The organism is Mesorhizobium comanense (assembly GCF_005503535.1).
In the GTDB taxonomy this organism is placed as follows: domain Bacteria; phylum Pseudomonadota; class Alphaproteobacteria; order Rhizobiales; family Rhizobiaceae; genus Mesorhizobium; species Mesorhizobium comanense.
The window spans coordinates 68,796-92,193 of record NZ_SCNN01000024.1; the positions used below are offsets into that span (position 1 = coordinate 68,796).

Sequence of the window (23,398 nt, forward strand, 5' to 3'; positions counted from 1 at the left end):
CTGCGAGAAGGCTTCAGGTGATCGCGACGAATTTCGCAGGTGTGCTCCCGTGGCGGGGGAATCGCCTGCGTGAGGAAAACGGCCGGGTTTGTCCCCGCGCCGGCTCTGTACGAGCAAACAAGCTGGTCCGGTTTCCGGGCTTTGGTTCAAAAGGTCTGCTTGGTGACGATGGCTTCAAGCGCAATCATGGAAAGGTCCGCATCAAACCGCGCCAATATGGCTGCGGGCGGCACCGACATGACGCGCAGGCACCGTCCGGCGGCCGTTCAATTATCCGGCACCCACTCTCATCCAGACACACAGCAGCGGGCTTTGCCCCGCCAGCTGCGGCTGACGGCTGCCGGGGGGAAACGAAATAATGCCCAACAAAATGCTGATAGACGCCTCCCACCCGGAGGAAACACGAGTTGTCGTCGTACGCGGTAACCGTATCGAAGAATTCGACTTTGAATCCCAGGACAAGAAGCAGCTCAAAGGAAACATCTACCTCGCCCGCGTAACGCGCGTCGAACCTTCCCTTCAAGCAGCCTTTGTCGAATATGGCGGCAACCGTCACGGTTTTCTCGCCTTCAGTGAAATACATCCCGACTATTATCAGATCCCGGTCGCCGATCGTCAGGCGCTGCTTCGCGCCGAAGCGCAGGAGGCCGAGGACGAGGAAGACGAGGACGGCGACGGTGATGATCGCCAGAATCGCGACCGGGGACGGCGCGGCCGCCGGCGCGGCGGCAAGGGCCGCGAGCGCGCTGAGCAAAAGCGCGACGCTGGCGCCGCCGATTCCGACGAGGCCGGCGAAAACCACAACGACGACACCGACACGGTGACGGCCGAGGCGGCAACGGAAGACGCGCACGCAACTGCCGAGGCGATCGAGCCGGGTGCCGACACGTCGGGACATCCCGAGGCGACCGAACATTCGACCGAACATTCCGGCACGGCCGCCCACGAAGACGCCTCTGAAGAGGGCGAAGGCAAGGCCCGCGACGGCGGCCCGACATCGATCGCGGCTTCCGTCGATGCCGATGTGATTTCCGAGCCTGTGCCGCAGGGCGATCAGGTCAGCGAAGCTGCCCCCGCCGACGAAGCCACGTCCACCGACAACGATCGCGGCATGCTGGAGGAAGTGCAGTCCTCGCACCACGACGATCATGAAATCGAATCGGTGGGCGCCGAGGATGCGCTCGAGGAAGTGCGCAATCGCCGCAAGCCGGTGCGCCGCCAGTACAAGATCCAGGAAGTGATCAAGCGCCGGCAGATCCTGCTGGTCCAGGTCGTGAAGGAAGAACGCGGCAACAAGGGAGCGGCACTCACCACCTATCTGTCGCTTGCCGGCCGCTATTCCGTGCTGATGCCCAACACCGCGCGCGGCGGCGGCATTTCGCGCAAGATCACCAGCGCGGTCGACCGCAAGCGCCTCAAGGAGGTGGTTGCCGATCTCGAAGTGCCGCAAGGCATGGGCGTCATCCTGCGCACCGCAGGCGAGAGCCGCACCAAGGCCGAGATTAAGCGCGACTACGAATATCTGATGCGGCTTTGGGAAAACGTGCGCAACCTGACCCTGCAGTCCACGGCCCCTGCCCTGGTCTATGAGGAAGGCAGCCTGATCAAGCGTTCGGTGCGCGACCTCTACAACAAGGATATCGACGAGATTCTTGTTTCCGGCGAGGATGGCTACCGCGAGGCCAAGGACTTCATGCGCATGCTGATGCCGAGCCACGCCAAGGTGGTTCAGCCGTTCCGCGACACGACGCCCATCTTCGTGCGCAACGGCATCGAGGCGCAGCTCGACCGCATGCTGCAGCCGCAGGTGACGCTGAAGAGCGGCGGCTACATCATCATCAACCAGACCGAGGCGCTGGTTGCCATCGACGTCAATTCGGGCCGCTCCACCAAGGAGCACTCGATCGAGGACACCGCGCTTCACACCAATCTGGAGGCGGCCGAGGAAGTCGCGCGCCAGTTGAGGTTGCGAGACCTTGCCGGCCTGATCGTCATCGACTTCATCGACATGGAGGAGAACCGCAACAACCGCTCCGTCGAGAAGCGGCTGAAGGATCACCTCAAGAACGACCGCGCCCGCATCCAGGTCGGCCGCATCTCGCATTTCGGCCTGATGGAGATGTCGCGTCAGCGCATTCGCGCCAGCGTGCTGGAATCGACCATGAAGCCCTGCCCGCATTGCGGCGGCACCGGCCATGTGCGCTCCGATTCGTCGGTCGCGCTGATGGTGGTCAGGGCGATCGAGGAATTCCTGCTCAAGGATTCGCGCAGCCACATCACGGTGCGCACGCCTGCCGCGACGGCGCTCTATGTCCTCAACCACAAGCGCGGCACGCTGGTGGAACTGGAAAGCCGCTTTGGCCTGACCATCACTCTTGAGGCCGACGACACGGTCGGCTCGCAGCACTATGCGATCTTCCGCGGCGCGCTGGCCGAGAAGCCGGAAGGCTTCGTCGAAGCGCGCAGCCTGCCGGCCTATGTCGAGCCGGAAGAGCCCGAAGACGATATTGTCGTCGCCGAGGAAGAAGACGAAGCGCCGGCACAGGCCGAACAGCCGCGCCAACCCCAGCAGGGCCAGCAGCAACGCGCAAGTGAGGACGGCGAAGGCCGCGATCGCAAGCGCCGCAAGCGCCGCAGGCGTCGCGGCGGCAGGGATCGCGATCGCGAGCATGGCGCCCCGACCGACGGTGCATCCGTTTCTGCTCCCTCTGACTTCGCCGAAGCCGCTGATGCGGAGGGCGGAGAGGACGCGGAATCCGACGACACCGCTCCCGTGACAGCGGCCGAGCCGGGCGAGACGGTCCAGGCTTCGGAAGAAGGCGCGGGCAAGAAGCGCCGGCGCGGCAAGCGCGGCGGCAAGCGCAACAAGCGCGAGGATGGCGAAGGCGAAACAGAGGCGGGTGCCGAGGAAACGACCGAACCAGCCGAGCTCGACGCTTCCGAAAGCGAGCCGGCATCGGCAGAGCCGGTGGCTGTCGCAATCGCGGAAGAGCCGGCTGCTCCGGTTGCCGACGAGGCACCGGTCACCGAAAAGCCCAAGAAGCCCCGCCGTGCGGCCAAGCCGAAGAAGGCGGCCGCCGAAGCGGTTGCCGAAGTGACCGTTGTCGAAGCGGTCGAGCAGGTACCGGCCGAAGTCCAGCCGGCCGCTGTTGAAGAAACGGTGGTTGCGGCTGTCGAGGAAGAGCCCGCGAAGGCTCGCCCGTCACGGCGCAAGCCAGCATCCGCCGACACGCCGGCCGTGCCTGTGGTTTCCTCGACTGTCGCCGAGCAGGCCGAGGCAAAAGCCGAGGAAAAGCCGAAGCGCGCCGGCTGGTGGCAGAGAAAGGGCTTTTTCTAAGCCTTTTCAGCCAGTTGAGTTGATTGTCTGACAAGAATCCCACGCCGTTGAAAAACGGCGCGGGATTTTTTGTGCCGTGAAGGCGGACAGGCCGAGCCGTGCAAGGATGCCTTACGGCGCGAAAATCGACCAGTTCATCATCTTCGCCAGTTTTTCCAGCGCGATCGAGCCGAGCTTGGAGTTGCCGTTGGCGTTGAGGCCGGGCGACCAGACGGCGAGCGAAGCGATGCCCGGCACGATCCCCAATATGCCGCCGCCGACGCCGCTCTTTCCGGGAATGCCGACCCGGAAGGCAAAATCTCCAGAACCGTCATAATGGCCGCAAGTCAGCATCATGGCGCCGATGCGCCGCGCCCGCTCCGCAGACACAACCGAATGTCCGGTCGCCGGGTTCTTGCCGCCATTGGCAAGGAAGCGGCCCGCCATCGCCAGTTGCCGGCAGCTCATGGCGATGGCGCAATGATGGAAATAGACACCCAGCGCCAATTCCGGTTCGTGATGCAGATTGCCGAAGGATTTCATGTAGTTGGCGAGCGCGAAATTGCGATAGCCGGTAGCCCGTTCGGAAGCGGCGACCTCGCGGTCGATGATGATCGTCTCATCGTCGGCAAGGAACTGGATGAAACGCAGAATCTCGCCGATTGCCTCGCGCGGCTGATGGCCGGCGAGCAGGATGTCGGAGATCACGATGGCGCCGGCATTGATGAACGGATTGCGCGGAATGCCGTTCTCGTGCTCGAGCTGGACGATCGAGTTGAAAGGGTTGCCGGAGGGCTCGCGTCCCACCCGCTTCCACAGCGCGTCGCCGACATTGCCGAGCGCCAGCGTCAGGGTGAACACTTTCGATATGCTCTGGATCGAAAAGGCCTGGTCGGCATCGCCCGCCGTCAGGACACGGCCGTCATTGGTGACAGCGGCGATACCGAATTTCCTGGGATCGACCTTGCCCAGTTGCGGAATGTAAGTCGCGACATCGCCGCGATCGGCGCGTTCCGCCATTTCGGCGGCGACCTCGGCCAATGCCTGATCAAGTTTGGGGGCCTGATCAAGTGTGGGGGTCTGTTCGAGCTCAGGCATGGCGTCACCTCAACCAGCGTTCGATGCGTGCCATCGCTTCGACCATGTCGTCGTGGCTGCCAGCATAGGAAAAGCGCATCGTGCGGTGCCCTGCCCTGGTGTCGAAGTCGCGTCCGGGCGTCGCCGCCACGTGCGCCTCGGCCAGCATCCTGCGCGCGAAGGCCATGCTGTCATTGCTGTGCCGGGTGACGTCGCAAAAGGCGTAGAAGGCGCCATCCATGGGAGCGGCGAGCGGAAAGCCAAGCTCCGGCAGTCGCTTCATCAGCAGTTCGCGGTTCCACGCATAGCGGCCCTTGACCGCCTCCAGCTCTTCGGTCGCGGCAAAGGCTTCGATCGCCGCGATCTGCGACAGTTCCGGCGGCGAGATGTAGAGGCTTTGCGCAATGCGTTCGACCGGCCGCACCAATTCCCCAGGCAACACCATCCAGCCGATGCGCCAGCCGGTCATGCAATAGTATTTCGAGAACGAGTTGATCACCGTGACGCCGTTGCCATATCGCAGCGCCGTCGTGTCGGGCGCGCCATAGGCCAGCCGGTGATAGATCTCGTCCGAGATGACCGCGATTCCCAGGGCCTCGGCCGTGGTGACCAGCGTCTCGAGCTCGTCGGCGGGAATGACGGCGCCGGTCGGATTGGCGGGACTGGCGAACAGCACGCCTTTCAGAGGCTTCTCCCGGTGCGCGCTCTCAAGATGACCGGCATGCAGGTAAGCCGCCTCGCCGAGCTCTATCTCCACCACCTCGATGCCAAGTGCCGTCATGATGTTGCGATAGGCGGGATAACCGGGCGCGGCAATGGCGACGCGGTCGCCCGGATCGAACATCGCCAAGAAGGCGAGATTGAACGCGGCCGACGATCCCGTCGTCACCGCGATCCGGCCGGGATCGACATCGAGCCCATAGTGGTCGGCGTAATGCAGGGCGATTGCCTTGCGCAGGGCGGCAAGGCCAAGCGTATCGGTGTAGCCGATCCGGCCGTCTTTTAAAGCTTCGGTCGCCGCGGCGCGGACCCGCTGCGGGGCCGGGTCGGATGGCTGGCCGACGGCCATCGATATCACCGGCGCGCCCAGGGCCTTCAGCCGGTTCGCCTCGGCCAGCACATCCATGGCGTGGAACGGCTCGACATTGCCGCGACGGGAGAGCGAAACGACCATTTTTACCCCTGCTGCGAGGATTGAGCGCGCCAGATCCTGACGCAGGCGCCGCACAAATGCCCGATTGATATGAGGATCACAAGTTGAGGAAGTTTTTCCGGTGCCGACTTTTCATCTTTCGCCCGCTCGTCTACCAGTGGACACATAATGTTGAGCCGACCCAGACCGACGATTGCCCGGCGAGCGCGTGCCCTCGCCACGCTTGCACTTGGGGCGGCCGTTGCGGTGGCGAGTTCGGTCACCGCCTTCGCCCAGAGCGTGCCTGTCATACGCGATGCCGAAATCGAGGCCCTGGTGCGCGACTACGCGCGGCCGATCTTCAAGGCTGCCGGCTTGGCCAATGACGGCATCGACATCGTGCTGGTCAACGATTCCTCCTTCAATGCCTTTGTCACCGGACGCCGGATGTTCATCAACACCGGCGCGCTGATGACTGCCGAAACGCCCAACGAGATCATCGGCGTCATTGCGCACGAAGCCGGTCACATCGCCGGCGGCCACCAGCAGAAACTGCGCGACCAGCTGGAGCGCGCCAAGACCATGGCCGTCATCGCGACATTGCTTGGCGCCGGCGCCATCGTCGCTGGGGCCACAACCAACAGCCGTGGCCTTGCCGGCGCCGGCATGGGCGTAGCGGCGGGCGGCGGCGAGATGGCCCAGCGCAGCATTCTCGCCTATCAGCGTACCGAGGAAATGACGGCCGACCGCTCGGCCATCACCTACCTCAACACCACCGGCCAGTCCGGCATGGGCATGCTGAAGACGTTCCACCGCTTCCAGTCGGCGTTGTCGCTGTCGGGCGCGCAGGTCGATCCCTACCGGATCAGCCATCCCATGCCGCGGGACCGGATCGCCAACCTCGAAGTGCTGGTGAAACAGAGCCCCAACGTCGACAAGCTCGACGCGCCGGCGCTCCAGCAGCGCCATGACATGATGCGGGTGAAGATCGCCGTCTACATGGACGGTCAGGCCGCGGCGGCGCGGCTGATGCAAAAGATGCGCGGCAGCCTCGCCGCACAGTACGGCGACGCCCAATCGTCCTATCTTTACGGCGACATCGCCGCGGCGCTCGCCAAGACCAACGCCCTGATCAAGGCTCAGCCGAAGAATGCCTACTTCCAGGAGTTGCGCGGCGACATTCTGATGAAGGCCAACAAGCCTGGCGACGCGGCGGAGGCCTATGCCAAGGCGGTCAGCCTCGATCCCGCGCGGTCCGGCCTGCTGCCAGTCTCCCTTGGCCAGGCGCTGATGGCCGTCGGCACGCCCGACTCCCTGAAAAAGGCAGTCGTGCAAATCAACAACGGGTTGGGGCGCGACAAGGAGAATTCCACCGGATATCGTTACCTGGCGCAGGCTTATGGTGAACTGGGGGATATACCGGGCGCCGAACTCGCGACGGCCGAAGGTCATTTCTATTCCGGTAACTATAAGGATGCCAAGATCTTCGCCATGCGGGCGCAGCAGCAGCTGAAGCGTGGCGAGCCGCGCTGGCTCCGCGCCCAGGACATCATAAACTACAAATCGTCAGCCAAGATTTAGTGAACCTTCCGGCCAGCCGCCGCGACACAGGCGCACCGGGAAAACAGGCAAAAGGAACGAGAACGATGAAAAAAGCACTGCTGCTGGGCACCACGGGGATCGCTGTAGCCCTTGCCATGCTGGCTTTCGGCTTCGTGGCGGGCAGTCCGGAGGTTGCCAAGGCCGGGACGACGCAGCCGGTCCAGACGGCGGCTGCCGATACGAAGGCGGGCGATACCAAGATCGACCGCGCCGAGGTCGAAGGCATCATCCGCGACTATCTTCTGAAGAACCCGGAAGTGCTGCTCGAAGTGCAGGACGCCCTCGAAGCCAAACAGAAGGAAGAGCAGCGCATCGCCCATCTCGGCGTCATCAAGGACGCCAAGGACCAGATCTTCAACTCCGCCTTCGACGGCGTGGTCGGCAATCCCAGCGGCAAGGTGACGATCGTCGAGTTCTACGACTACAATTGCGGCTTCTGCAAACGGGCGATCGAAGACATGAAGGCGCTGACCAAGTCCGATCCGGACCTGCGTTTCGTGCTCAAGGAATTCCCGATCCTCGGCCCGGATTCGCAGAAGGCGAGCGTCGTTTCCATGGCCTTCCACCTGATGATGCCGGAAAAGTATGGCGAGTTCCACAACGCGCTGCTCGGCGGCCAGGGGCGCGCCACGGAAGCCGCCGCCCTCAAGATCGCGCTTTCACTCGGCGCAGACGAGGCGACGCTGCGCGAGAAGATGAAGGATCCGTCGATCCCGGAAGCCCTCTCCAAGACCTATGACCTTGCCAACAAGCTGTCCATCACCGGCACGCCGTCCTACGTCGTCGGCAATGAGGTCGTGTTCGGGGCGCTTGGACAGGAAGTCCTGGCGGAAAAGATCGAGGCGGCGAAAGCGGCGCTCTGATTTTGCTCACGGCCACATTTCCGCCTGTTGTGGACAGTGAAAGAACGCACTTGCGCTCTTTCCGTGGGCGGCTATGCCCATTATAGAGGGCCCAGCGCGCCGGCCCAGGCCGGCGCCGGGAAAGGTCTGATTTTTGAAAACGGTTTTCGTCCTGAACGGTCCCAATCTCAACGCGCTCGGCAAGCGCGAGCCGGGCATCTATGGCGGCAAGACGCTTGCCGCGATCGCGGACGACTGCAAGCAGGCCGGCGCATCGCTCGGGCTGGAGATCGATTTCCGCCAGTCGAACCACGAGGGCGACCTCGTCGACTGGATTCAGGAGGCCGGAGATAAAGCCGCCGGGATCGTCATCAATCCAGGCGCCTATAGCCACACATCGATCGCGATCCACGATGCCATCCGTTCGGTGGCGCCGCTGCCGGTCGCGGAGGTCCATCTTTCCAACATCCACGCGCGAGAATCATTTCGCCACGTCTCCATGGTCGCGCCGGTCGCCGTCGGCATGATCTGTGGTTTTGGGCCGCTCGGCTACACGCTGGCGCTACAGGCGCTGGCCGCACGCCTATGACCGGCCAACAAACAGAAGGCTCGAATATGTCGATAAAGAAGACCGGTGTTGACCAGCAACTGATCCGCGATCTTGCGGGTATACTGAACGACACCAACCTGACCGAGATCGAGGTTGAACTGGGCGACCTGAAGGTTCGCGTCTCGCGGCAGGCGCCCGCCGTCCACGCGATCGCTGCGCCCCAACCCACCTATGCCGCAGCCGCCGCCCAGCCTGCCGCGGCGGCTGCACCGGCAGCGACCGTCGACGTGTCGAAGAACGCCGTTCCCTCGCCGATGGTCGGCACCGCCTATCTGGCGCCCTCGCCGGACGCGAAGCCGTTCATCGAGATCGGGCAGAAAGTCAAGGAGGGCCAGACCCTGCTGATCATCGAAGCCATGAAGACGATGAACCAGATCCCCTCACCGCGTGCCGGCACGGTGACGGCGATCCTGTTCGAGGATGCGACGCCGGTCGAATACGGCATGCCGCTCGTCGTGATCGAGTAGAGCGGGCCGGATGTTCCAGAAGATCCTCATCGCCAATCGCGGCGAAATCGCGCTTCGGGTGCTGCGCGCCTGCAAGGAACTCGGCATCCAGACCGTGGTGGTGCATTCAACCGCCGACGCCGACGCCATGCATGTGCGGCTCGCCGACGAGAGTGTGTGCATCGGCCCGCCGCCGTCGCGCGACAGCTACCTCAACATCCATCAGATCGTCGCGGCCTGCGAGATCACCGGCGCCGATGCCGTGCATCCGGGCTACGGCTTTCTCTCGGAAAACGCCAAATTTGCCGACATCCTGGCCGCCCACAACATCACCTTCATCGGCCCGTCCGGCGACCACATCCGCATCATGGGCGACAAGATCGAGGCCAAGCGCACAGCCAAGCGCCTCGGCATTCCGGTGGTGCCCGGCTCCGACGGTGCGGTAAGCGACGAGAAGGAAGCCAAGCGCATTGCCGCCGAGATCGGCTATCCCGTCATCATCAAGGCCTCGGCTGGCGGCGGCGGGCGCGGCATGAAGGTCGCGCTGACAGAGGCGGACCTGGAGATCGCCTTGCAAACGGCGCGCACGGAAGCGGGTGCCGCTTTCGGCGACGACGCCGTCTACATTGAAAAATATCTGCAGAAGCCGCGTCACATCGAGGTGCAGGTGTTCGGCGACGGCTTTGGCCGCGGCGTGCATTTCGGCGAGCGCGACTGCTCGCTGCAGCGGCGCCACCAGAAGGTCTGGGAAGAGGCCAATTCGCCGGCGCTCAACGCCGAGGAGCGCTCGCGTATCGGCGGCATCTGCGCCAAGGCGATTGCCGATCTCGGCTATTCAGGCGCCGGCACGATCGAGTTCCTGTACGAAAACGGCGAGTTCTATTTCATAGAGATGAACACGCGCCTGCAGGTCGAGCATCCGGTGACCGAAGCGATCACCGGCATCGATCTCGTGCACGAGCAGATCCGTGTCGCGTCGGGTGGCGGACTTTCGGTCAAGCAGGAAGACATCAAGTTCAATGGCCACGCCATCGAATGCCGTATCAACGCCGAGGATCCGCGCACCTTCACGCCTTCGCCCGGCACGATCACCCATTTCCACACGCCGGGCGGCCTCGGTATCCGCGTCGATTCCGGTGTCTATTCCGGCTACAAGATCCCGCCCTACTACGACAGCCTGATCGGCAAGCTGATCGTGCATGGACGCAACCGCGTCGAGTGCATGATGCGGTTGCGCCGGGCGCTGGATGAATTTGTGGTCGACGGCATCAAGACGACGTTGCCGCTGTTTCGCGACCTGGTCGGCAATGCCGACATCGCCAATGGCGACTATGACATCCACTGGCTGGAAAAATACCTGGCCAAGGAAGAATAGTCCGGGGACGCGATGACCCGCCCCTACGCGCCAGGCTATCGCATCCCCACCGACCTCCTGCTCAAGGCCTATGCCTCGGGCGTGTTCCCGATGGCGGAAAGTGCCGCGGACCCGGAAGTTTTCTGGGTACGGCCCGAGACGCGCGGCATCATCCCGCTCGACGAGTTCCACACGCCGAGAAGCCTCAAGAAGGCAATCCGCAAGCACCAGTTCGATATCCGTTTCGACTTCGACTTCGAGGCGACGATCGACGGCTGTGCCGAAAAACGCGACGATCGACGATCGACCTGGATCAACGGGCCGATCCGCGAGGCCTACGTGCAACTGCACCGCATGGGCCACTGCCATTCGGTCGAGGCCTGGCATGAAGAGCGGCTGGTCGGCGGACTCTACGGCGTTTCGCTGGGACGGGTGTTTTTTGGCGAAAGCATGTTCTCCAGGCAGACCGATGCGTCGAAGACCTGCCTCGTCCATCTCGTCGAGCGGCTGAAAGAGCGCGGCTTCGTATTACTCGACACGCAGTTCACCACCGAGCATCTCAAGCGCTTCGGCGCGATCGACGTGCCGCGCGGCAAGTATGAGAAGATGCTGGCCGAAGCATTGAAGGGCGAGGCGGTCTTTTTCCCGTAGAGCTAGCCGTTTCTAGGAATTGGCCTCGATCGGCGTCTGCGCATGGAACATCATCTTCCAGCCATTGACGCGATGGACATAGCCGGTGCTGACCAGCGCCGCGTAGCGCTCGCCATTCTCCCGCGTCGCATGCGCCTCGTAGGTCAGCATGATGATGTCACTGCCGGGCTCGATTATGCCCTTGAGCTCGATCTGAAGATCACGCCACCGGTTGGGTTTTGTCGCTGTCTTCGCCAGATCGGCATTGTCCATTGCCTGCGCCATGCCAGGAAATGCCACCAGACACTCGGCATCGACATTTGCCGCATAATAGGCCTCGTCGCCCGTCCAGAACCCTCTTTCGAGTTCGAGCAGTTCCTTCTTGCTGGCCGTGATCCGCTTGCTATCCGACATTGCAAATCCTCCGGGCGCCTGAAAGCGCAGCTGTCAGCGGCGAAAACGTTCGGTGGCCGCGACGGTTCCCGGGGGTCAGTTGGTGTTGGTCGTATCCGGCTCCGCCAGATCGGGCAGATTGCCATCGGAGGTGGCGGCCGGCTTCGGCTTGGACGGTGCGGGCTTGGGCTTCGCCGTAGCCGGCTTCGAAGCATCGGCATTGGTTGCGTCGGCCTTGGTGGCATCCGGCGCCGGAACATCCGACTTCTGTTTGCATTCCTTCAGCCATACGTCATAGACGGCGTGTTCGACCGCATTGAGGCCCGGGCTTTCCGCGAACATCCAGCCGGTGAAGATACGGCGGATCTTGCGGTCGAGCGTGATCTCGTCGACCTCGACGAAGGAATCGGTCTTCGGCTCCTCGTTCTGTGGCCGTGAGTAGCAGACGCGCGGCGTCACCTGCAAAGCGCCGAACTGCACCGTCTCGTCGATATAGACATCGAAAGTGATAATACGACCGGTGATCTTGTCGATGCCGGCGAACTCGGCAATCGGATTTGTGATACGGTCGGATCCCGCGGGCGCGGCAGGTGCCGGCGCAGCCGGTGCGGGCGAAGCCGCAAAGGCAGCGGAACTGACCGCGAGCCCGGCGGCTAGCGCCAGACCGCCCGTCGATATCAGGTTGAAAAATCTCATAAGGGGGTACCGGTGGTTCGCGCCCAGGTGATTCCGTAGACCGCCAAGGCTAGTCGCCGTTTTCTGATCAGCAAGCAGCTAAACACCAATTGTGGCAATAAAGGACCGGCCTGCACTTTGCCCCGTTACATCCAGGGGCGGTTACGACCCGGGCGTCCAGGCGTCGTAATCGCCGGTAACCTGCGGGCGATGCTGATTGGTCAGCACCGAGCCCTTCGGGCGATAGGCGGCCGGCGTGCCGGTCAGGTTGGGCTGATGCGGTTTCTGCCAGTCGCGCGGCTTGTAATCGTCACTGGGCGGCGCGAGGTCGACACGGTGATGAATCCAGCCGTGCCAGCCGGGAGGAATTGCCGAGGCTTCCGAATAATTGCGGTAGATGACCCAACGGCGCGTGCGGCCTTCCGAATCGATGCCGCCTTCATAATAGACATTGCCGGCCTCGTCCTGGCCGACCCTTTTGCCATATCGCCAGGTGTGCAGGCGCGTTCCCAAAGTCTGGCTGTTCCACCAGGTGAAAAACTGCGTCAGGAACGTCTTCATCTCAAGAACCCTCGCGCTGGCGGCGCCTGTTTCCTGCTTATGGCGTCAGGCCCTCGCGAAGGCAAGGGTTTTGCCGCAAGCAGCGCGCAAATGGCGCGCCGGGGGTCCGACACCGATGCGTGACCCTTTGCTGCCATCGATCGCCGCTTGCCAAGCCTTCCCAGCCTTTCTAAAGCTCTGCCCGCTTGCGCAGGGATAACCCATACCCTTGGCGCACGGGCGACGGAGGCGACGATTGGCCGAGGACTTGCCGACCACCGAAATCCGCATCGGCGCCGAGCTGATTCGTCGCCGGAAGGGCGGCACACCCTTGGTCTGCCTCACCGCCTATACCTACCCTGTCGCCCGGCTACTCGATCCCCATGTCGACCTGCTTCTGGTCGGCGACAGCGTCGCCATGGTTCTGCACGGCCATCAGACGACCCTGGGCGCTTCCCTCGAGATGATGATCGCGCACGGGCAAGCCGTGATGCGTGGGTCGGCCAGGGCCTGCGTGGTCGTCGACATGCCGGCCGGCACCTATGAGGGATCGGCGGCACAGGCTGTGCAGTCGGCGCAACGCATCGTCGCTGAAACCGGCTGTCAGGCGGTGAAGCTCGAAGGCGGCGTCGACATGGCTGGACAGATTGCCGCGATCGTGGCCGCCGGCATCCCGGTCATGGGCCATATCGGCCTGCTGCCGCAATCGGTGGAGAAGGATGGCGGCTACAAGATCAAGGGCCGCACCGACGAGACCATAGCGGCGCTAATGGCCGACGCGCTCGCCGTGGAAGCGGCTGGCGCATTCTCCGTGGTCATCGAAGGCACTATCGAGGCGGTCGCCGCCGACATCACGCACCGCATCGCCATTCCAACCATCGGCATCGGCGCCAGCGGTGACTGCGACGGCCAGATCCTGGTCATCGACGACATGGTTGGACTGACCGTCGACCGCGTGCCGAAATTCGCCAAGGAATACGCCGATCTGCGCGGTGTGATCGCGCATGCCGCCGAGCGCTACGCGTCGGAGGTGCGAGAGCGGACTTTTCCAGGCCCTGCCCATGTTTTTTCGGGTTCAGAAGTCCCTTCGGTCTCAAATGGCGGGAATGAGACATGAGCCGGCCAGAGGTCGCCGACAACGTCGAAGCACTTCGCGCGCAAATCCGTGACTGGCGAAGGCATGGCCAGCGCGTCGCCATGGTGCCAACCATGGGCGCGTTGCACGAAGGGCATCTCTCCCTGATCAGGATCGCCAGGGAAAAGGCCGAACGCTGCGTGGTGTCGATCTTCGTCAACCCGGCGCAGTTCGCGCCCACTGAGGATCTCGACAAATATCCGCGCCAGCTAGCCCGCGACCTGGACATGCTGGCAACGGTCAAGGCCGACCTCGCCTTCACACCGACGGTCGGCGCGATGTATCCCGCCGGCTTTGCCACAAAAATCTCGGTCGGAGGCCCGTCCGCGGGGCTAGAATCAGATTTTCGCCCCACCTTCTTCGAAGGCGTCGCCACCGTGGTGGCCAAGCTGTTCCTGCAGGCGACGCCCGACTGCGCGGTCTTCGGCGAAAAGGATTATCAGCAGCTCTGCGTGGTCAGGCAGCTCTGCCGCGACCTCGACCTGCCCGTCGAGATCGTCGGGGCGCCCACCATACGCGATGCATATGGCCTGGCCATGTCGTCACGCAATGCCTATCTCGGCGACGCCGAACTCCAGACCGCCCGCCGGCTCAACGTGATCCTGCGCGAGGCGGCGGCCGCGCTGGCAGGCAACGCCGGCCAGAAGGACGCGACCGATGAGGCCACCAGTTCCTTGATCGCCGCCGGCTTCCAGAAAGTCGATTATGTCGAAGCCCGCGAAAGCCTGACACTCGCGCCGTGGCGGCCCGACCGCGCGGGCCGCGTACTCGCAGCCGCGTGGCTGGGGCAAACCAGGCTGATCGACAATGTGGAAGTTCCGACCGCCTGACCGGAAGTTCCCAGGCCGCCACCACGCCGCCGAGGCCGATACTTGAGGTCATTTTGAGCTTGCACTGCCGCTGCGCGAGATCAGCGCCGATTCAAGCCATGCCCGGCACCTCGATGTAACAATCGAAGGCCGATGCGGCATCGTCAGGTTACACGCCCGCCCTAGCGTCACGACGCGCAATGTTGTGTGGAATCCGGCTCCAGGGCGGTACGAGAGGGCCTATGTCTGCATTGGCGAACACGATCGACCGCGCTCTGCTGCAGGTCGTCGAAGCCATCTACGATTCGGTTGCCGATGTCGGCCGCTGGCAATCGACCCTCGATGCCATCCGCAGGCTGGCGCTCGGTCAGCTTGCCATGCTCGCGGTCGTCGATACGGCTACCAATTCCGCCCGCTTTTCGGTGTCCTGCGGTGACCAGGCGATACTCCAGCCATTGGAGCGCGATTATGGGACGGAGGTGCCCTTTTTCGCGGCCGTTCCCAGGATGGACATCGATGTGCCCTTTACCGTCGATGCCTTCTACGCGCTCCAGGGCCCCGATGCGCGGCAGAACTGGATCGAGAGCCGCATCGTGCGCGAATGGGTCGAACCCAACAGGCTGGATGACTTCTTCTGGGTGGCGCTGATGAAGCAGCCGACCCGCATCGGCACGTTGATGGTGGTGACCGACAAGGACAGGCGTCAGATCTCGGCCGACGATCTCGAACTGATGTCATCGCTGGCGCCGCATGTCAGGCGCGCCGTGACGATCGGCGACCTTTTCGAGGCCGAACGGCGCAAGGCCGAGATTTTCCGCTCGATCCTCGAGAACCTCGACCATCCGGTGATGATCGTTTCCAACGACATGCAGATCATCTTCGCCAATGGCGCTGCCGAAGCCCTGCTGACGCAGAGCCCGGCCGTTTCCTCGGTGCGCGGGCAGCTGGCGTTCGCCTATCCGCAGGCCAATGCCGCGATCAGCTGCGCCGTGGAACTCGGCACGCGCGACGAGTTCGCGCTTGGGCCCTGCGGCATCAACATTCCACTCGCCAAGGTCGGCGTCCCGGCCGTGGCGCATGTGATGCCGCTGGCCAGGCGAGAGATTTCGGCGCGCATGTCGCAGCGCGCCGCCGCGGCGATTTTCATTGCCGCCGCCGGCGCCACGCCGACGCCGGCCCTGGAAGCGATCTCCGCGCTGTTTGGCCTGACCGCGGCCGAAAGGCGCGTCGCCGGCCATGTCGCGTCGGGCAAGACGCGCAAGGAGATCGCGGCAGCCAGCGGCGTTTCAGACGGCACCATCAAATCGCAACTGGCGACGATCTTTGACAAGACCGGAACAGGCGACCAGCGCGAGCTGGAGTTGTTGATCCGCGAATTGTCGCCGCCGCTGCGCTCGGCTTGACCGCTTGTTCTTCCCGGCGAACCGCCGGGCCTACTCCTCCGTCGGCATATGCAGATACATCGACTGGATGCCGACCCGGCCCGGGCCGGTGAAGCGGTTGACGATGAAATTCATGTTGGCGCCGAAGAACCCGCTCGACAGGCGGTCAATCTTTGTTTCCATCCGGACCGAGGCATCCTTGAACAGCCAGCCGCCGGGCTCGATGTCGATGGTTTCGCCCGCCGCAAGCACCTTTTCGAAGACATTGCCGTAGCCATGCAGCCAGACGATGCCGTCGCCGGAATCCCCACGGAAACGGTCGATGAAGAAGCCGCTCTGGCCGAACAGCATGGTCGCCAGGCCGCGCACGCGCTCGAATGTGTAGTCGACATTGCCGGTGGCGGCGAGAAACTGATGCTCGCGCACCTGGATCTCCTCGCCGCGCCGCAGATGGATCGGCACGATGTGGCCAGGCCCGTCACGGCTGAAGGCGATTATGCCCGCCCCCGAGGCCTCGGTGACGAAGATCTGCATCCCGGCCATCATCCGCTTGAGCGCGCCCTTCAGCGACTTCAGGCCGATTGTGATGGTGGAGTTCTTCCACAACAGGATGTGATGTTCGAAATAGACAGGCATCCGCGTCACATCCACCGAAAGCACGGGCACGAGTTCGCCCGCTATGTGGTAGGTGACGCCACCAAAGGTTTCGTCCGACACCTGTGTCGGCATCAGTTCCGGCAAGCTTGGCATGGTTCCCCCCAGCGCCGCACCGCGGCCGGTCCATTCCGGCTTTCGCGCGGTCAGCAGCGCCAGCTTTGGTGCGCGGTATCAGGGCCGTCAAACGAAAACAGGCCGGGTGCCGCGCCGCTCGCGCGAAGGTGATCCGGAATGCCGATCGGAACCGGTCAGCCGGCAAGGGCCCTGCGGTAGACAAGCGTCGGCTGACCCGATGCGCCCGCGTGCTCTCCAGCGTCGCTGGATCGCACAAAACCGTTCGCTTCGTAGAACGCGACGGCCCTTGTGTTCTGCGCCTCCACTTCAAGGCGGACGCCGCGAGCTTCGGGGAAGCTTTCGATAACCTCATCCAGAAGCATTCCGCCTATGCCGCGTCCCTGCAGGTCCGGAAGCACGTAGAGTTGCTTCAAGCCTATGGTCCGGCCATCTTCGATGCTCTCGGCGAAAGCCACGCCGCCGATGCGCTTGCCGTCGTCGGCAACGAGGAATTCGCTGTTCGGCTTGGTCAGCCTTGCCTTCAGCGAGGCGATCGAATGCCATTCGTCGGTGATGGCGGTGACCCGTTCCGGCCCATAAATGGCGTCGTAGGTCGCATGCCAGGTCTCGACCAGCAGCGCCCTGATGGCGGCTAGGTCGCGATCGCCGGCGGTGCGAACGAACATATTCTTACTCGATGCCGAGCTTTGCCTTGACGAGGTCGTTGACGGCCTGCGGATTGGCCTTGCCGCCGGTCGCCTTCATCACCTGGCCGACGAACCAGCCGGCCATGGTCGGCTTGGCGCGCGCCTGTTCGACCTTGTCGGGATTGGCGGCGATCACCTCGTCGACGGCCTTCTCGATGGCGCCGGTGTCGGTGACCTGCTTCAAGCCACGGCTCTCGACCAGTTGGCGCGGATCGCCGCCCTCGTTCCAGACGATCTCGAACAGGTCCTTGGCGATCTTGCCGGAGATGGTGCCGTCCTTGATCAGGTCGATGACCGCGCCCAGCTGGTCGGGAGAAACCGGAGCATTTTCAATATCCTTGCCGGCCTTGTTCAATTGACCGAGCAGATCGTTGATGACCCAGTTGGCGGCGAGCTTGCCGTCGCGGCCAGCGGCCACCTTCTCGAAATAGTCTGCGATCGACTTTTCCGAAACCAGGATCGAGGCATCGTAGGTCGAGAGACCCAGCGAGGAGATCAGCCGCGCCTTCTTGTCGTCGGGCAGCTCCGGCAGTCCTGTGGCCAAGGCATCGACATAGGCCTGGTCGAACTCCAGCGGCAGAAGATCGGGATCGGGGAAATAGCGGTAGTCATGCGCTTCTTCCTTCGAGCGCATCGAGCGCGTCTCGCCCTTGACGGCATCATACAGCCGCGTTTCCTGGTCGATCTTGCCCCCGTCCTCGAGAATGGCGATCTGGCGGCGCGCCTCATAGTCGATGGCCTGGCCGATGAAGCGGATCGAGTTCATGTTCTTGATCTCGCAGCGCGTGCCGAACTCGCCACCGGGCCGACGTACGGAGACATTGACGTCGGCGCGCAGCGAGCCTTCGTCCATGTTGCCGTCGCAGGTGCCGAGATAGCGCATGATGGTGCGCAGCTTGGTGACATAGGCCTTGGCCTCATCGCCCGAACGCAGGTCAGGCTTGGAGACGATCTCCATCAGCGCCACGCCGGAGCGGTTGAGGTCGACATAGGACATGGTCGGATGCTGGTCGTGCATCGACTTGCCGGCATCCTGTTCCAGATGCAGCCGCTCGATGCCGACCTCGATGTCCTCGAACTCGCCTTGCCGGTCCGGTCCGACCGAAACTATCACGGTACCCTCGCCGACGATCGGCTGCTTGAACTGCGATATCTGATAGCCCTGCGGCAGATCGGGATAGAAATAGTTCTTCCGGTCGAAAACCGACTTGTGATTGATCTCAGCCTTCAGCCCGAGGCCGGTGCGGATCGCCTGCTTCACGCATTCCTCGTTGATGACCGGCAGCATGCCGGGCATGGCCGCATCGACCAGGCTGACATTGGCATTTGGGGCAGCACCGAAAGCGGTCGAGGCGCCGGAAAACAGTTTTGCTTCCGAGATGACCTGCGCATGGACTTCAAGCCCGATGATGACTTCCCAGTCGCCGGTAGCGCCGGAGATCAGGCGTTTCGCGTCGGGCGTGCGGGTATCGATAAGCGACATGGGGGCCTACATATTGGAACTGCAGAATATGCGTGAATGCATATTTTGGTGTGCAACTTCGCTAGTGCAAACCGCCAAAAGAGACAAGCGTAAAGCCAAAGGCTAGCGTTTTAGCTTATGTTCGCCTATATGCCGCTCATCCCAATGGAGAGTGGATGTCCACTTACGCTCAGTCCCGGTAAGGCCCTGACCTCGTAGCGAGGCAGGGCAGAAAACCTGAAACCCCGTGCCGCGAAGCTTCGCGGCGGCGGCATTTTTTGTTTTCCCGGAAACTCTCCCATGGATATTTCGCGCACTGAACAGCGCATCCTGCACCTGCTCGCGCAGGGCGGTCGCATAGAAATCGAGAAAAACCAGAAGAAACGGATCGCCTCCGTCAAATGCCTGACCCGTGACGGCTGGCAGTACCCCGGCGTCGATCTCGACCTGTTTCGAAAGTTGAAGCGCAAGAAGGCGGTTTCATCGTCGGACGGCGGCCCCTACCGCATCACGCGGCGCGGGCTTGAACTGGTCCGCTCCGAACTGGACAACAGGTAGAAGACAACTCCGCCGGCCGGTCTCCGGCCGGCGGTTTTGCCGCCGCTTACGCGGTGGCTATGTAGGCCCTAATCTCTTCTGCCTCGCGCTCGACATCCTCGATGCGGCGCTTGACCACGTCGCCGATGGAGACAATGCCATCGAGCAGGCCATCCTTCTCCACCGGCAGATGGCGGAAGCGGCCTCTGGTCATGATCTCCATCACCTCGTTGACGGTGTGGTTCTCGTTGCAGATCTTCACCTTCGGCGTCATTGCCGAACGCACCGGTATGTCGAGTGCGGCGCCACCTTCCCTGGCCACCACGCGCACGATATCGCGCTCCGACAGGATGCCGACGATCTTGCGGTCTCCATTGGTGATCACCAGCGCACCGATCTTGTGTTCGGCCAGGATGCGGATGGCTTCGCTTAGCTTTTCGTTCGGCCCGAGCGTCAACACGTCATGGCCTTTTCTTTCCAGAATTGCCTTAACCGTCATGGCGTCCTCCTCTGCTTCGCCTTGCCGGCCCCTGCCCAAGCCGGCCTCACGTAAGAGTGAACATCGTGCGCCGTGATCGGTTGCTTTTCAAGTGTGGCGGCCTGCGGTTTCCCAATCGGGCGCCTGCCATCGCCGGTCGAACCAGCGCAGGCCGAAGAAGCCGGCGACGAAGCCGCCAATGTGGGCCTCCCAGGCAATCTGGCCGTCCATTCCCGGAACAAAGCCGAGCAGGCCGGTGGCGAGGTTGATGATCATCCACATCGCCAGGAAGATCACCACGCCACGCAGGCGCAGCACGATCGCGATCGGCAGCACCGGACCGGCAAAGGCAGCCCTGCCCGTCGAGCGGTCGGTGCGGAACCCGAAACGGGCCGCGGCACCCATCATGCCCGATATCGCGCCCGACGCACCGACCAGGGGCGCTTCGCCATAGGGATGCACGGCCCAGAAGAGCGCCACGGATGCCAATCCGGTGACGGCAAAGAACAAGGCGAACCACAACGCGCCGAGGCGATTGGCCAGCGGCGAGCCGAAAGCCGCGAGCCAGACCATGTTGATTGCGATGTGGGCGAACCCGCCATGCATGAAGGCATAGGTGAAGGGCCGCGTGAACAGGAACCAGTCAAAGCCGTACTGCCCGGTATAAAGGACGGGGATGAAGGCGCCGTCGTAGAGCAGCGTCGTTTGCTGGGTATCGTTCAGCACGTACTGCTGCAGCATAAAGACGGCCGCGCAAATGGCGATCACCGCCAACACGACCGGCGGCAGGTTGAACACCGGCTCGCGTGCCGGCGGCGGCATTTCGGCCTGTTCGGCCTCGGGCGGATTCAGCTGTTCGCTCATCTGCGCTCGCACTCGGTTCTGGATCGGCTTGGGCGTTCGCCCTGGCGAGCATCTAGATCACGGCAGAAGGAACCGCAAACGGCGAATCGTCCCGGTACGAATCAAGGGCGCGAATCAAAAAAGAAGCCGCCCAGGGTTTCCCCTGGACGGCCGGTCGAGCCCCCTGCTCCCCTAAAACTCTTGACTGAAGTGCTGCCGATCGTCGCGAAACGACCGCTTCTGGAGTGGTTTTGGTGTGCCACACGGCCCCGCCCGGCGCAACGTAAACCACCTGTTAACCTTAACGGCCCCGACCCGTGAACAAGTGTTAACGACGCTGGCACGCTTCCTGCTCCCCAACGCATGTAGATCATCGGAGGGCGCCCTTCTGTTCACCGATGGGACATCAGACGACAGAATGCGCGGAGCTTTGTAGCATGAACCAAAACGGATCGATCACGCTGTTCCACTATTGGAACCGCCTGCGTGACGGACGCCCTGCTCCGAAGCGTTCGGAAGTCGAGCCGGCCGACATCAAGTCGTTGCTGGCCGATACTTTCATCCTGGAAAGGGACACGCGTGGACAGGCCGTATTCCGCCTGGCGGGGACACGGCTCTGCGCCGTCTATGGCCGTGAATTGAAAGGATTCTCCTTTCCGTCGCTGTGGCGCGAGAAGGACCAGCGGCTGGTCTCGCGGCTGGTCCATGGGGTTTTCGACCAGAAATCCGTCGTGCTGATCACGTTCGAGGGCTTCAGCCGCAATGGCCGCTCCAACAGGTTCGAACTGCTCGCCCTGCCTCTCGATGGCGGCGTCGAGAACCCGCGCTGCCTGGGCGTCATCAGCGCCGCGGAGAAGCCGTTCTGGCTTGGCGCCGACCCGATCACGGACGCCTTGATCGACACGATCCGCATCATCGATCCGGAAAAGGAGCTCCTGAACAACCGTCCGGCGATCAGCGTTCCCTCGCTCGTTCCCGATGAGATCGGGGCTCCCGAAACGATCTCGGCGCTGGGCCGCTCGCGCCGCATCCGACACCTCGTCGTGTTCGATGGCGGACGCGAGGAATAGTTGATGATCTATCGATCCGGCCGGCGCGCTTTTCCCCTTTGTTAACTTGCCTTGTTGTACTTCTCTTATGAAGTTCCTCGCATCGGCGCGCGGGAATGCCAAACGGGGTGTAGGCAGTCATGAGGTCAGCGGCGGTCGACTACGCGCCGTCCCAAGCTGAAAGGCGTAACTTTCAGCGCGTCCGGGTCAAGATATACGGACGATTCATGCTGGAAGACCGCACCGAGCATCCTTGCCAGGTCGTCGATATGTCGCCCGGCAATGTAGCGCTTCGCACCGACCGCATCGGCATGCCCGGCGAGAAGGTCATTGCCTATATCGATCATATCGGCCGCATCGAGGGTGTCGTCACGCGCACCCTGCAGGACGGCTTCGCCATGACGGTAATCGCCTCGGACCGCAAGAAGGACAAGCTCGCGGCGCAATTGACCTGGCTTGCCAACAAGCACGAACTCGACCTGCCGGAAGACCGCCGCCACGAACGCGTCGCGCCGCGCAACCCGACCAGCGTGCTGCAACTTGTCGACGGCCGGCAGTATCAGTGCCGGATCATCGACCTGTCGCTGTCCGGCGCCGCGATCGAGATCGACGTCAAGCCCGCGATCGGCGTCCAGGTCATGCTGGGCACCATGCGCGGCCAGATCGTCCGCCATTTCGAGGACGGCGTCGCCATCGAATTCGCGGTCATCCAGCGGCCCGAAACGCTCGATTCCGAATTCAACACGCCGCGCGCCTGAACGCTTCACAAGACACTTCGATAGAACCGGCCCTCGCGGCCGGTTTTTTGTTTTTGAGCCTATCGCTGCCCGGGATGGCCGCCCTTCCATCAGAAGGAAAAACAACCCGTACAAATCAATACTAAAATGATTCAAATTTTATGTTTATTCTACAGGCGTTTTACTTAATATCTACTTCGCGCCTTTGCGTCAAATAAATCCAGCTGTGGCAATGTCTCCTTCGAACGGGGAGACTAAAAATGAAAAAAACGAGGGGCAAGCTGTTGCTGATGGCAATGGCGATGCAGCTTTCCGCATGGGGATCAGCATATGCCGCGGGACCGGCCTATATGCACACCGGCGGGCGCACCACACAGCCTGTTGGCCATTATGATTTCTGCCAGCGCATACCGGTGGAATGCAACCAGAAGACCCCCAAGGGGCCGCCTGTCGAACTAAGCCGGAAGCTCTGGGCGACGATCGTCAACATCAACAATTCGGTCAACACGCGCATCAAGCCGCGTACCGACATGGAAAACTACGGCGTCGAGGAATACTGGTCCTATCCCGACAATGGCTACGGCGATTGCGAGGACTACGCGCTGGAAAAGCGCCGCGAACTGATGGATGCGGGCGTCCCGGCAGGCGACCTCCTGATGACGGTCGCGCGTCAGCCCAATGGCGACGGTCATGCCGTGCTGACGGTCCGCACCAGCCTCGGCGAGTTCATACTCGACAATCTGGAAAACAAGGTCCTGTCCTGGACGGACACCGACTACACCTATCTCAAGCGCCAATCGACGGAGAATTCCGGCGTTTGGGTGACGATCAATGACGGCCGCTCCGACGCGGTCGCCAGCGTCCGCTAGAGCGTCGACAAGTTCGGGCGCGCTGCACGATCGCGGCGCGCCAATCGAGAAACCCGGTCGAG

At 62.8% G+C, this 23,398-nt stretch carries 24 protein-coding genes; 14 read left to right on the forward strand and 10 right to left on the reverse strand.

Annotated features, from left to right (window positions below; genetic code table 11):
* Window positions 1-358: 358 nt before the first annotated feature.
* On the forward strand, window positions 359-3,337 hold the full coding sequence (locus FFS37_RS29130) for an Rne/Rng family ribonuclease (protein ID WP_137934421.1): 2,979 nt from the start codon (window positions 359-361) through the stop codon (window positions 3,335-3,337).
* A gap of 111 nt (window positions 3,338-3,448) precedes the next feature.
* Here the strand turns inward: FFS37_RS29130 and FFS37_RS29135 are convergent, their stop codons facing one another.
* Both FFS37_RS29135 and FFS37_RS29140 read right to left on the reverse strand, forming a co-directional pair.
* Window positions 3,449-4,414 (reverse strand): glutaminase, encoded by a 966-nt coding sequence (locus tag FFS37_RS29135; protein ID WP_137934422.1) that lies wholly within the window; start codon window positions 4,412-4,414, stop codon window positions 3,449-3,451.
* 4 nt (window positions 4,415-4,418) lie between these two features.
* Window positions 4,419-5,567 carry a pyridoxal phosphate-dependent aminotransferase gene (locus tag FFS37_RS29140; protein ID WP_137934423.1) on the reverse strand — a complete coding sequence of 383 codons (1,149 nt, stop codon included), beginning with the start codon at window positions 5,565-5,567 and terminating at the stop codon, window positions 4,419-4,421.
* A gap of 147 nt (window positions 5,568-5,714) precedes the next feature.
* Between FFS37_RS29140 and FFS37_RS29145 the strand changes: the two genes are divergently transcribed.
* From FFS37_RS29145 to aat, 6 genes are all read left to right on the forward strand, one after another.
* On the forward strand, window positions 5,715-7,106 hold the full coding sequence (locus tag FFS37_RS29145) for a M48 family metalloprotease (RefSeq protein ID WP_137934424.1): 1,392 nt from the start codon (window positions 5,715-5,717) through the stop codon (window positions 7,104-7,106).
* Between the two features lie 65 nt (window positions 7,107-7,171).
* Complete coding sequence (locus FFS37_RS29150; protein WP_137934425.1) at window positions 7,172-7,990, forward strand: DsbA family protein; 819 nt, start codon at window positions 7,172-7,174, stop codon at window positions 7,988-7,990.
* Between the two features lie 133 nt (window positions 7,991-8,123).
* Window positions 8,124-8,558 carry a type II 3-dehydroquinate dehydratase gene (aroQ, locus tag FFS37_RS29155; protein WP_019857903.1) on the forward strand — a complete coding sequence of 145 codons (435 nt, stop codon included), beginning with the start codon at window positions 8,124-8,126 and terminating at the stop codon, window positions 8,556-8,558.
* A 26-nt stretch (window positions 8,559-8,584) separates the two neighbouring features.
* A complete protein-coding gene (accB, locus tag FFS37_RS29160; protein ID WP_137934426.1) occupies window positions 8,585-9,046 on the forward strand; it encodes an acetyl-CoA carboxylase biotin carboxyl carrier protein in 462 nt (153 codons plus the stop codon).
* A 10-nt stretch (window positions 9,047-9,056) separates the two neighbouring features.
* Window positions 9,057-10,400, forward strand: a complete 1,344-nt coding sequence (gene accC / locus FFS37_RS29165; protein WP_137934427.1) for an acetyl-CoA carboxylase biotin carboxylase subunit — start codon at window positions 9,057-9,059, stop codon at window positions 10,398-10,400.
* 12 nt (window positions 10,401-10,412) lie between these two features.
* The gene (gene aat / locus FFS37_RS29170; RefSeq protein WP_137934428.1) at window positions 10,413-11,030 is read left to right on the forward strand and encodes a leucyl/phenylalanyl-tRNA--protein transferase; all 618 of its coding nucleotides are present in this window, start codon (window positions 10,413-10,415) and stop codon (window positions 11,028-11,030) included.
* 12 nt (window positions 11,031-11,042) lie between these two features.
* Here aat and FFS37_RS29175 read toward each other — a convergent pair whose 3' ends face one another.
* The 3 genes from FFS37_RS29175 to FFS37_RS29185 all read right to left on the reverse strand — a co-directional run bounded on the left by FFS37_RS29175 (window position 11,043) and on the right by FFS37_RS29185 (window position 12,638).
* The gene (locus FFS37_RS29175) at window positions 11,043-11,423 is read right to left on the reverse strand and encodes a hypothetical protein (RefSeq protein WP_137934429.1); all 381 of its coding nucleotides are present in this window, start codon (window positions 11,421-11,423) and stop codon (window positions 11,043-11,045) included.
* A gap of 75 nt (window positions 11,424-11,498) precedes the next feature.
* Entirely contained in the window at window positions 11,499-12,098 is a 600-nt protein-coding gene (locus FFS37_RS29180) for a DUF2155 domain-containing protein (protein ID WP_137934430.1), read from the reverse strand.
* Window positions 12,099-12,239: 141 nt separating this feature from the next.
* Window positions 12,240-12,638 carry an NADH:ubiquinone oxidoreductase subunit NDUFA12 gene (locus FFS37_RS29185; RefSeq protein ID WP_137934431.1) on the reverse strand — a complete coding sequence of 133 codons (399 nt, stop codon included), beginning with the start codon at window positions 12,636-12,638 and terminating at the stop codon, window positions 12,240-12,242.
* Window positions 12,639-12,873: 235 nt separating this feature from the next.
* On the opposite strand from FFS37_RS29185, the gene panB reads away from it, so the two are divergent.
* The 3 genes from panB (at window position 12,874) to FFS37_RS29200 (ending at window position 15,964) form a co-directional block, all read left to right on the forward strand.
* Window positions 12,874-13,734, forward strand: coding sequence for a 3-methyl-2-oxobutanoate hydroxymethyltransferase (gene panB / locus FFS37_RS29190; protein WP_137934432.1), 861 nt, complete (start codon window positions 12,874-12,876; stop codon window positions 13,732-13,734).
* A complete protein-coding gene (gene panC / locus FFS37_RS29195) occupies window positions 13,731-14,582 on the forward strand; it encodes a pantoate--beta-alanine ligase (RefSeq protein WP_137934433.1) in 852 nt (283 codons plus the stop codon). The genes panB and panC overlap by 4 nt, the downstream gene beginning before the upstream one ends.
* Window positions 14,583-14,803: 221 nt before the next feature.
* Window positions 14,804-15,964 carry a helix-turn-helix transcriptional regulator gene (locus FFS37_RS29200; RefSeq protein WP_171026472.1) on the forward strand — a complete coding sequence of 387 codons (1,161 nt, stop codon included), beginning with the start codon at window positions 14,804-14,806 and terminating at the stop codon, window positions 15,962-15,964.
* 30 nt (window positions 15,965-15,994) lie between these two features.
* On the opposite strand, the gene FFS37_RS29205 is transcribed toward FFS37_RS29200, so the two are convergent.
* From FFS37_RS29205 to gatB, 3 genes are all read right to left on the reverse strand, one after another.
* The gene (locus FFS37_RS29205) at window positions 15,995-16,693 is read right to left on the reverse strand and encodes an AIM24 family protein (protein ID WP_137934435.1); all 699 of its coding nucleotides are present in this window, start codon (window positions 16,691-16,693) and stop codon (window positions 15,995-15,997) included.
* A gap of 155 nt (window positions 16,694-16,848) precedes the next feature.
* On the reverse strand, window positions 16,849-17,340 hold the full coding sequence (locus tag FFS37_RS29210; protein ID WP_137934436.1) for a GNAT family N-acetyltransferase: 492 nt from the start codon (window positions 17,338-17,340) through the stop codon (window positions 16,849-16,851).
* Between the two features lie 4 nt (window positions 17,341-17,344).
* Window positions 17,345-18,844, reverse strand: a complete 1,500-nt coding sequence (gene gatB / locus FFS37_RS29215; RefSeq protein WP_137934437.1) for an Asp-tRNA(Asn)/Glu-tRNA(Gln) amidotransferase subunit GatB — start codon at window positions 18,842-18,844, stop codon at window positions 17,345-17,347.
* A gap of 279 nt (window positions 18,845-19,123) precedes the next feature.
* Between gatB and FFS37_RS29225 the strand changes: the two genes are divergently transcribed.
* Window positions 19,124-19,381: a YjhX family toxin gene (locus tag FFS37_RS29225; RefSeq protein ID WP_137934438.1), complete on the forward strand. Its 258-nt coding sequence runs from the start codon at window positions 19,124-19,126 to the stop codon at window positions 19,379-19,381.
* Between the two features lie 46 nt (window positions 19,382-19,427).
* Here FFS37_RS29225 and FFS37_RS29230 read toward each other — a convergent pair whose 3' ends face one another.
* Window positions 19,428-19,859 (reverse strand): CBS domain-containing protein, encoded by a 432-nt coding sequence (locus FFS37_RS29230; protein ID WP_137934439.1) that lies wholly within the window; start codon window positions 19,857-19,859, stop codon window positions 19,428-19,430.
* Between the two features lie 87 nt (window positions 19,860-19,946).
* Window positions 19,947-20,702 carry a rhomboid family intramembrane serine protease gene (locus FFS37_RS29235; protein ID WP_137934440.1) on the reverse strand — a complete coding sequence of 252 codons (756 nt, stop codon included), beginning with the start codon at window positions 20,700-20,702 and terminating at the stop codon, window positions 19,947-19,949.
* Between the two features lie 416 nt (window positions 20,703-21,118).
* Here FFS37_RS29235 and FFS37_RS29240 point away from each other — a divergent pair, with 416 nt between their 5' ends.
* The 3 genes from FFS37_RS29240 (at window position 21,119) to FFS37_RS29250 (ending at window position 23,336) form a co-directional block, all read left to right on the forward strand.
* Window positions 21,119-21,751 carry a PAS domain-containing protein gene (locus tag FFS37_RS29240; protein ID WP_137934441.1) on the forward strand — a complete coding sequence of 211 codons (633 nt, stop codon included), beginning with the start codon at window positions 21,119-21,121 and terminating at the stop codon, window positions 21,749-21,751.
* 119 nt (window positions 21,752-21,870) lie between these two features.
* Window positions 21,871-22,488, forward strand: coding sequence for a PilZ domain-containing protein (locus FFS37_RS29245; RefSeq protein WP_137934442.1), 618 nt, complete (start codon window positions 21,871-21,873; stop codon window positions 22,486-22,488).
* 239 nt (window positions 22,489-22,727) lie between these two features.
* Window positions 22,728-23,336 (forward strand): transglutaminase-like cysteine peptidase, encoded by a 609-nt coding sequence (locus FFS37_RS29250; protein ID WP_137934443.1) that lies wholly within the window; start codon window positions 22,728-22,730, stop codon window positions 23,334-23,336.
* Window positions 23,337-23,398: the final 62 nt, after the last annotated feature.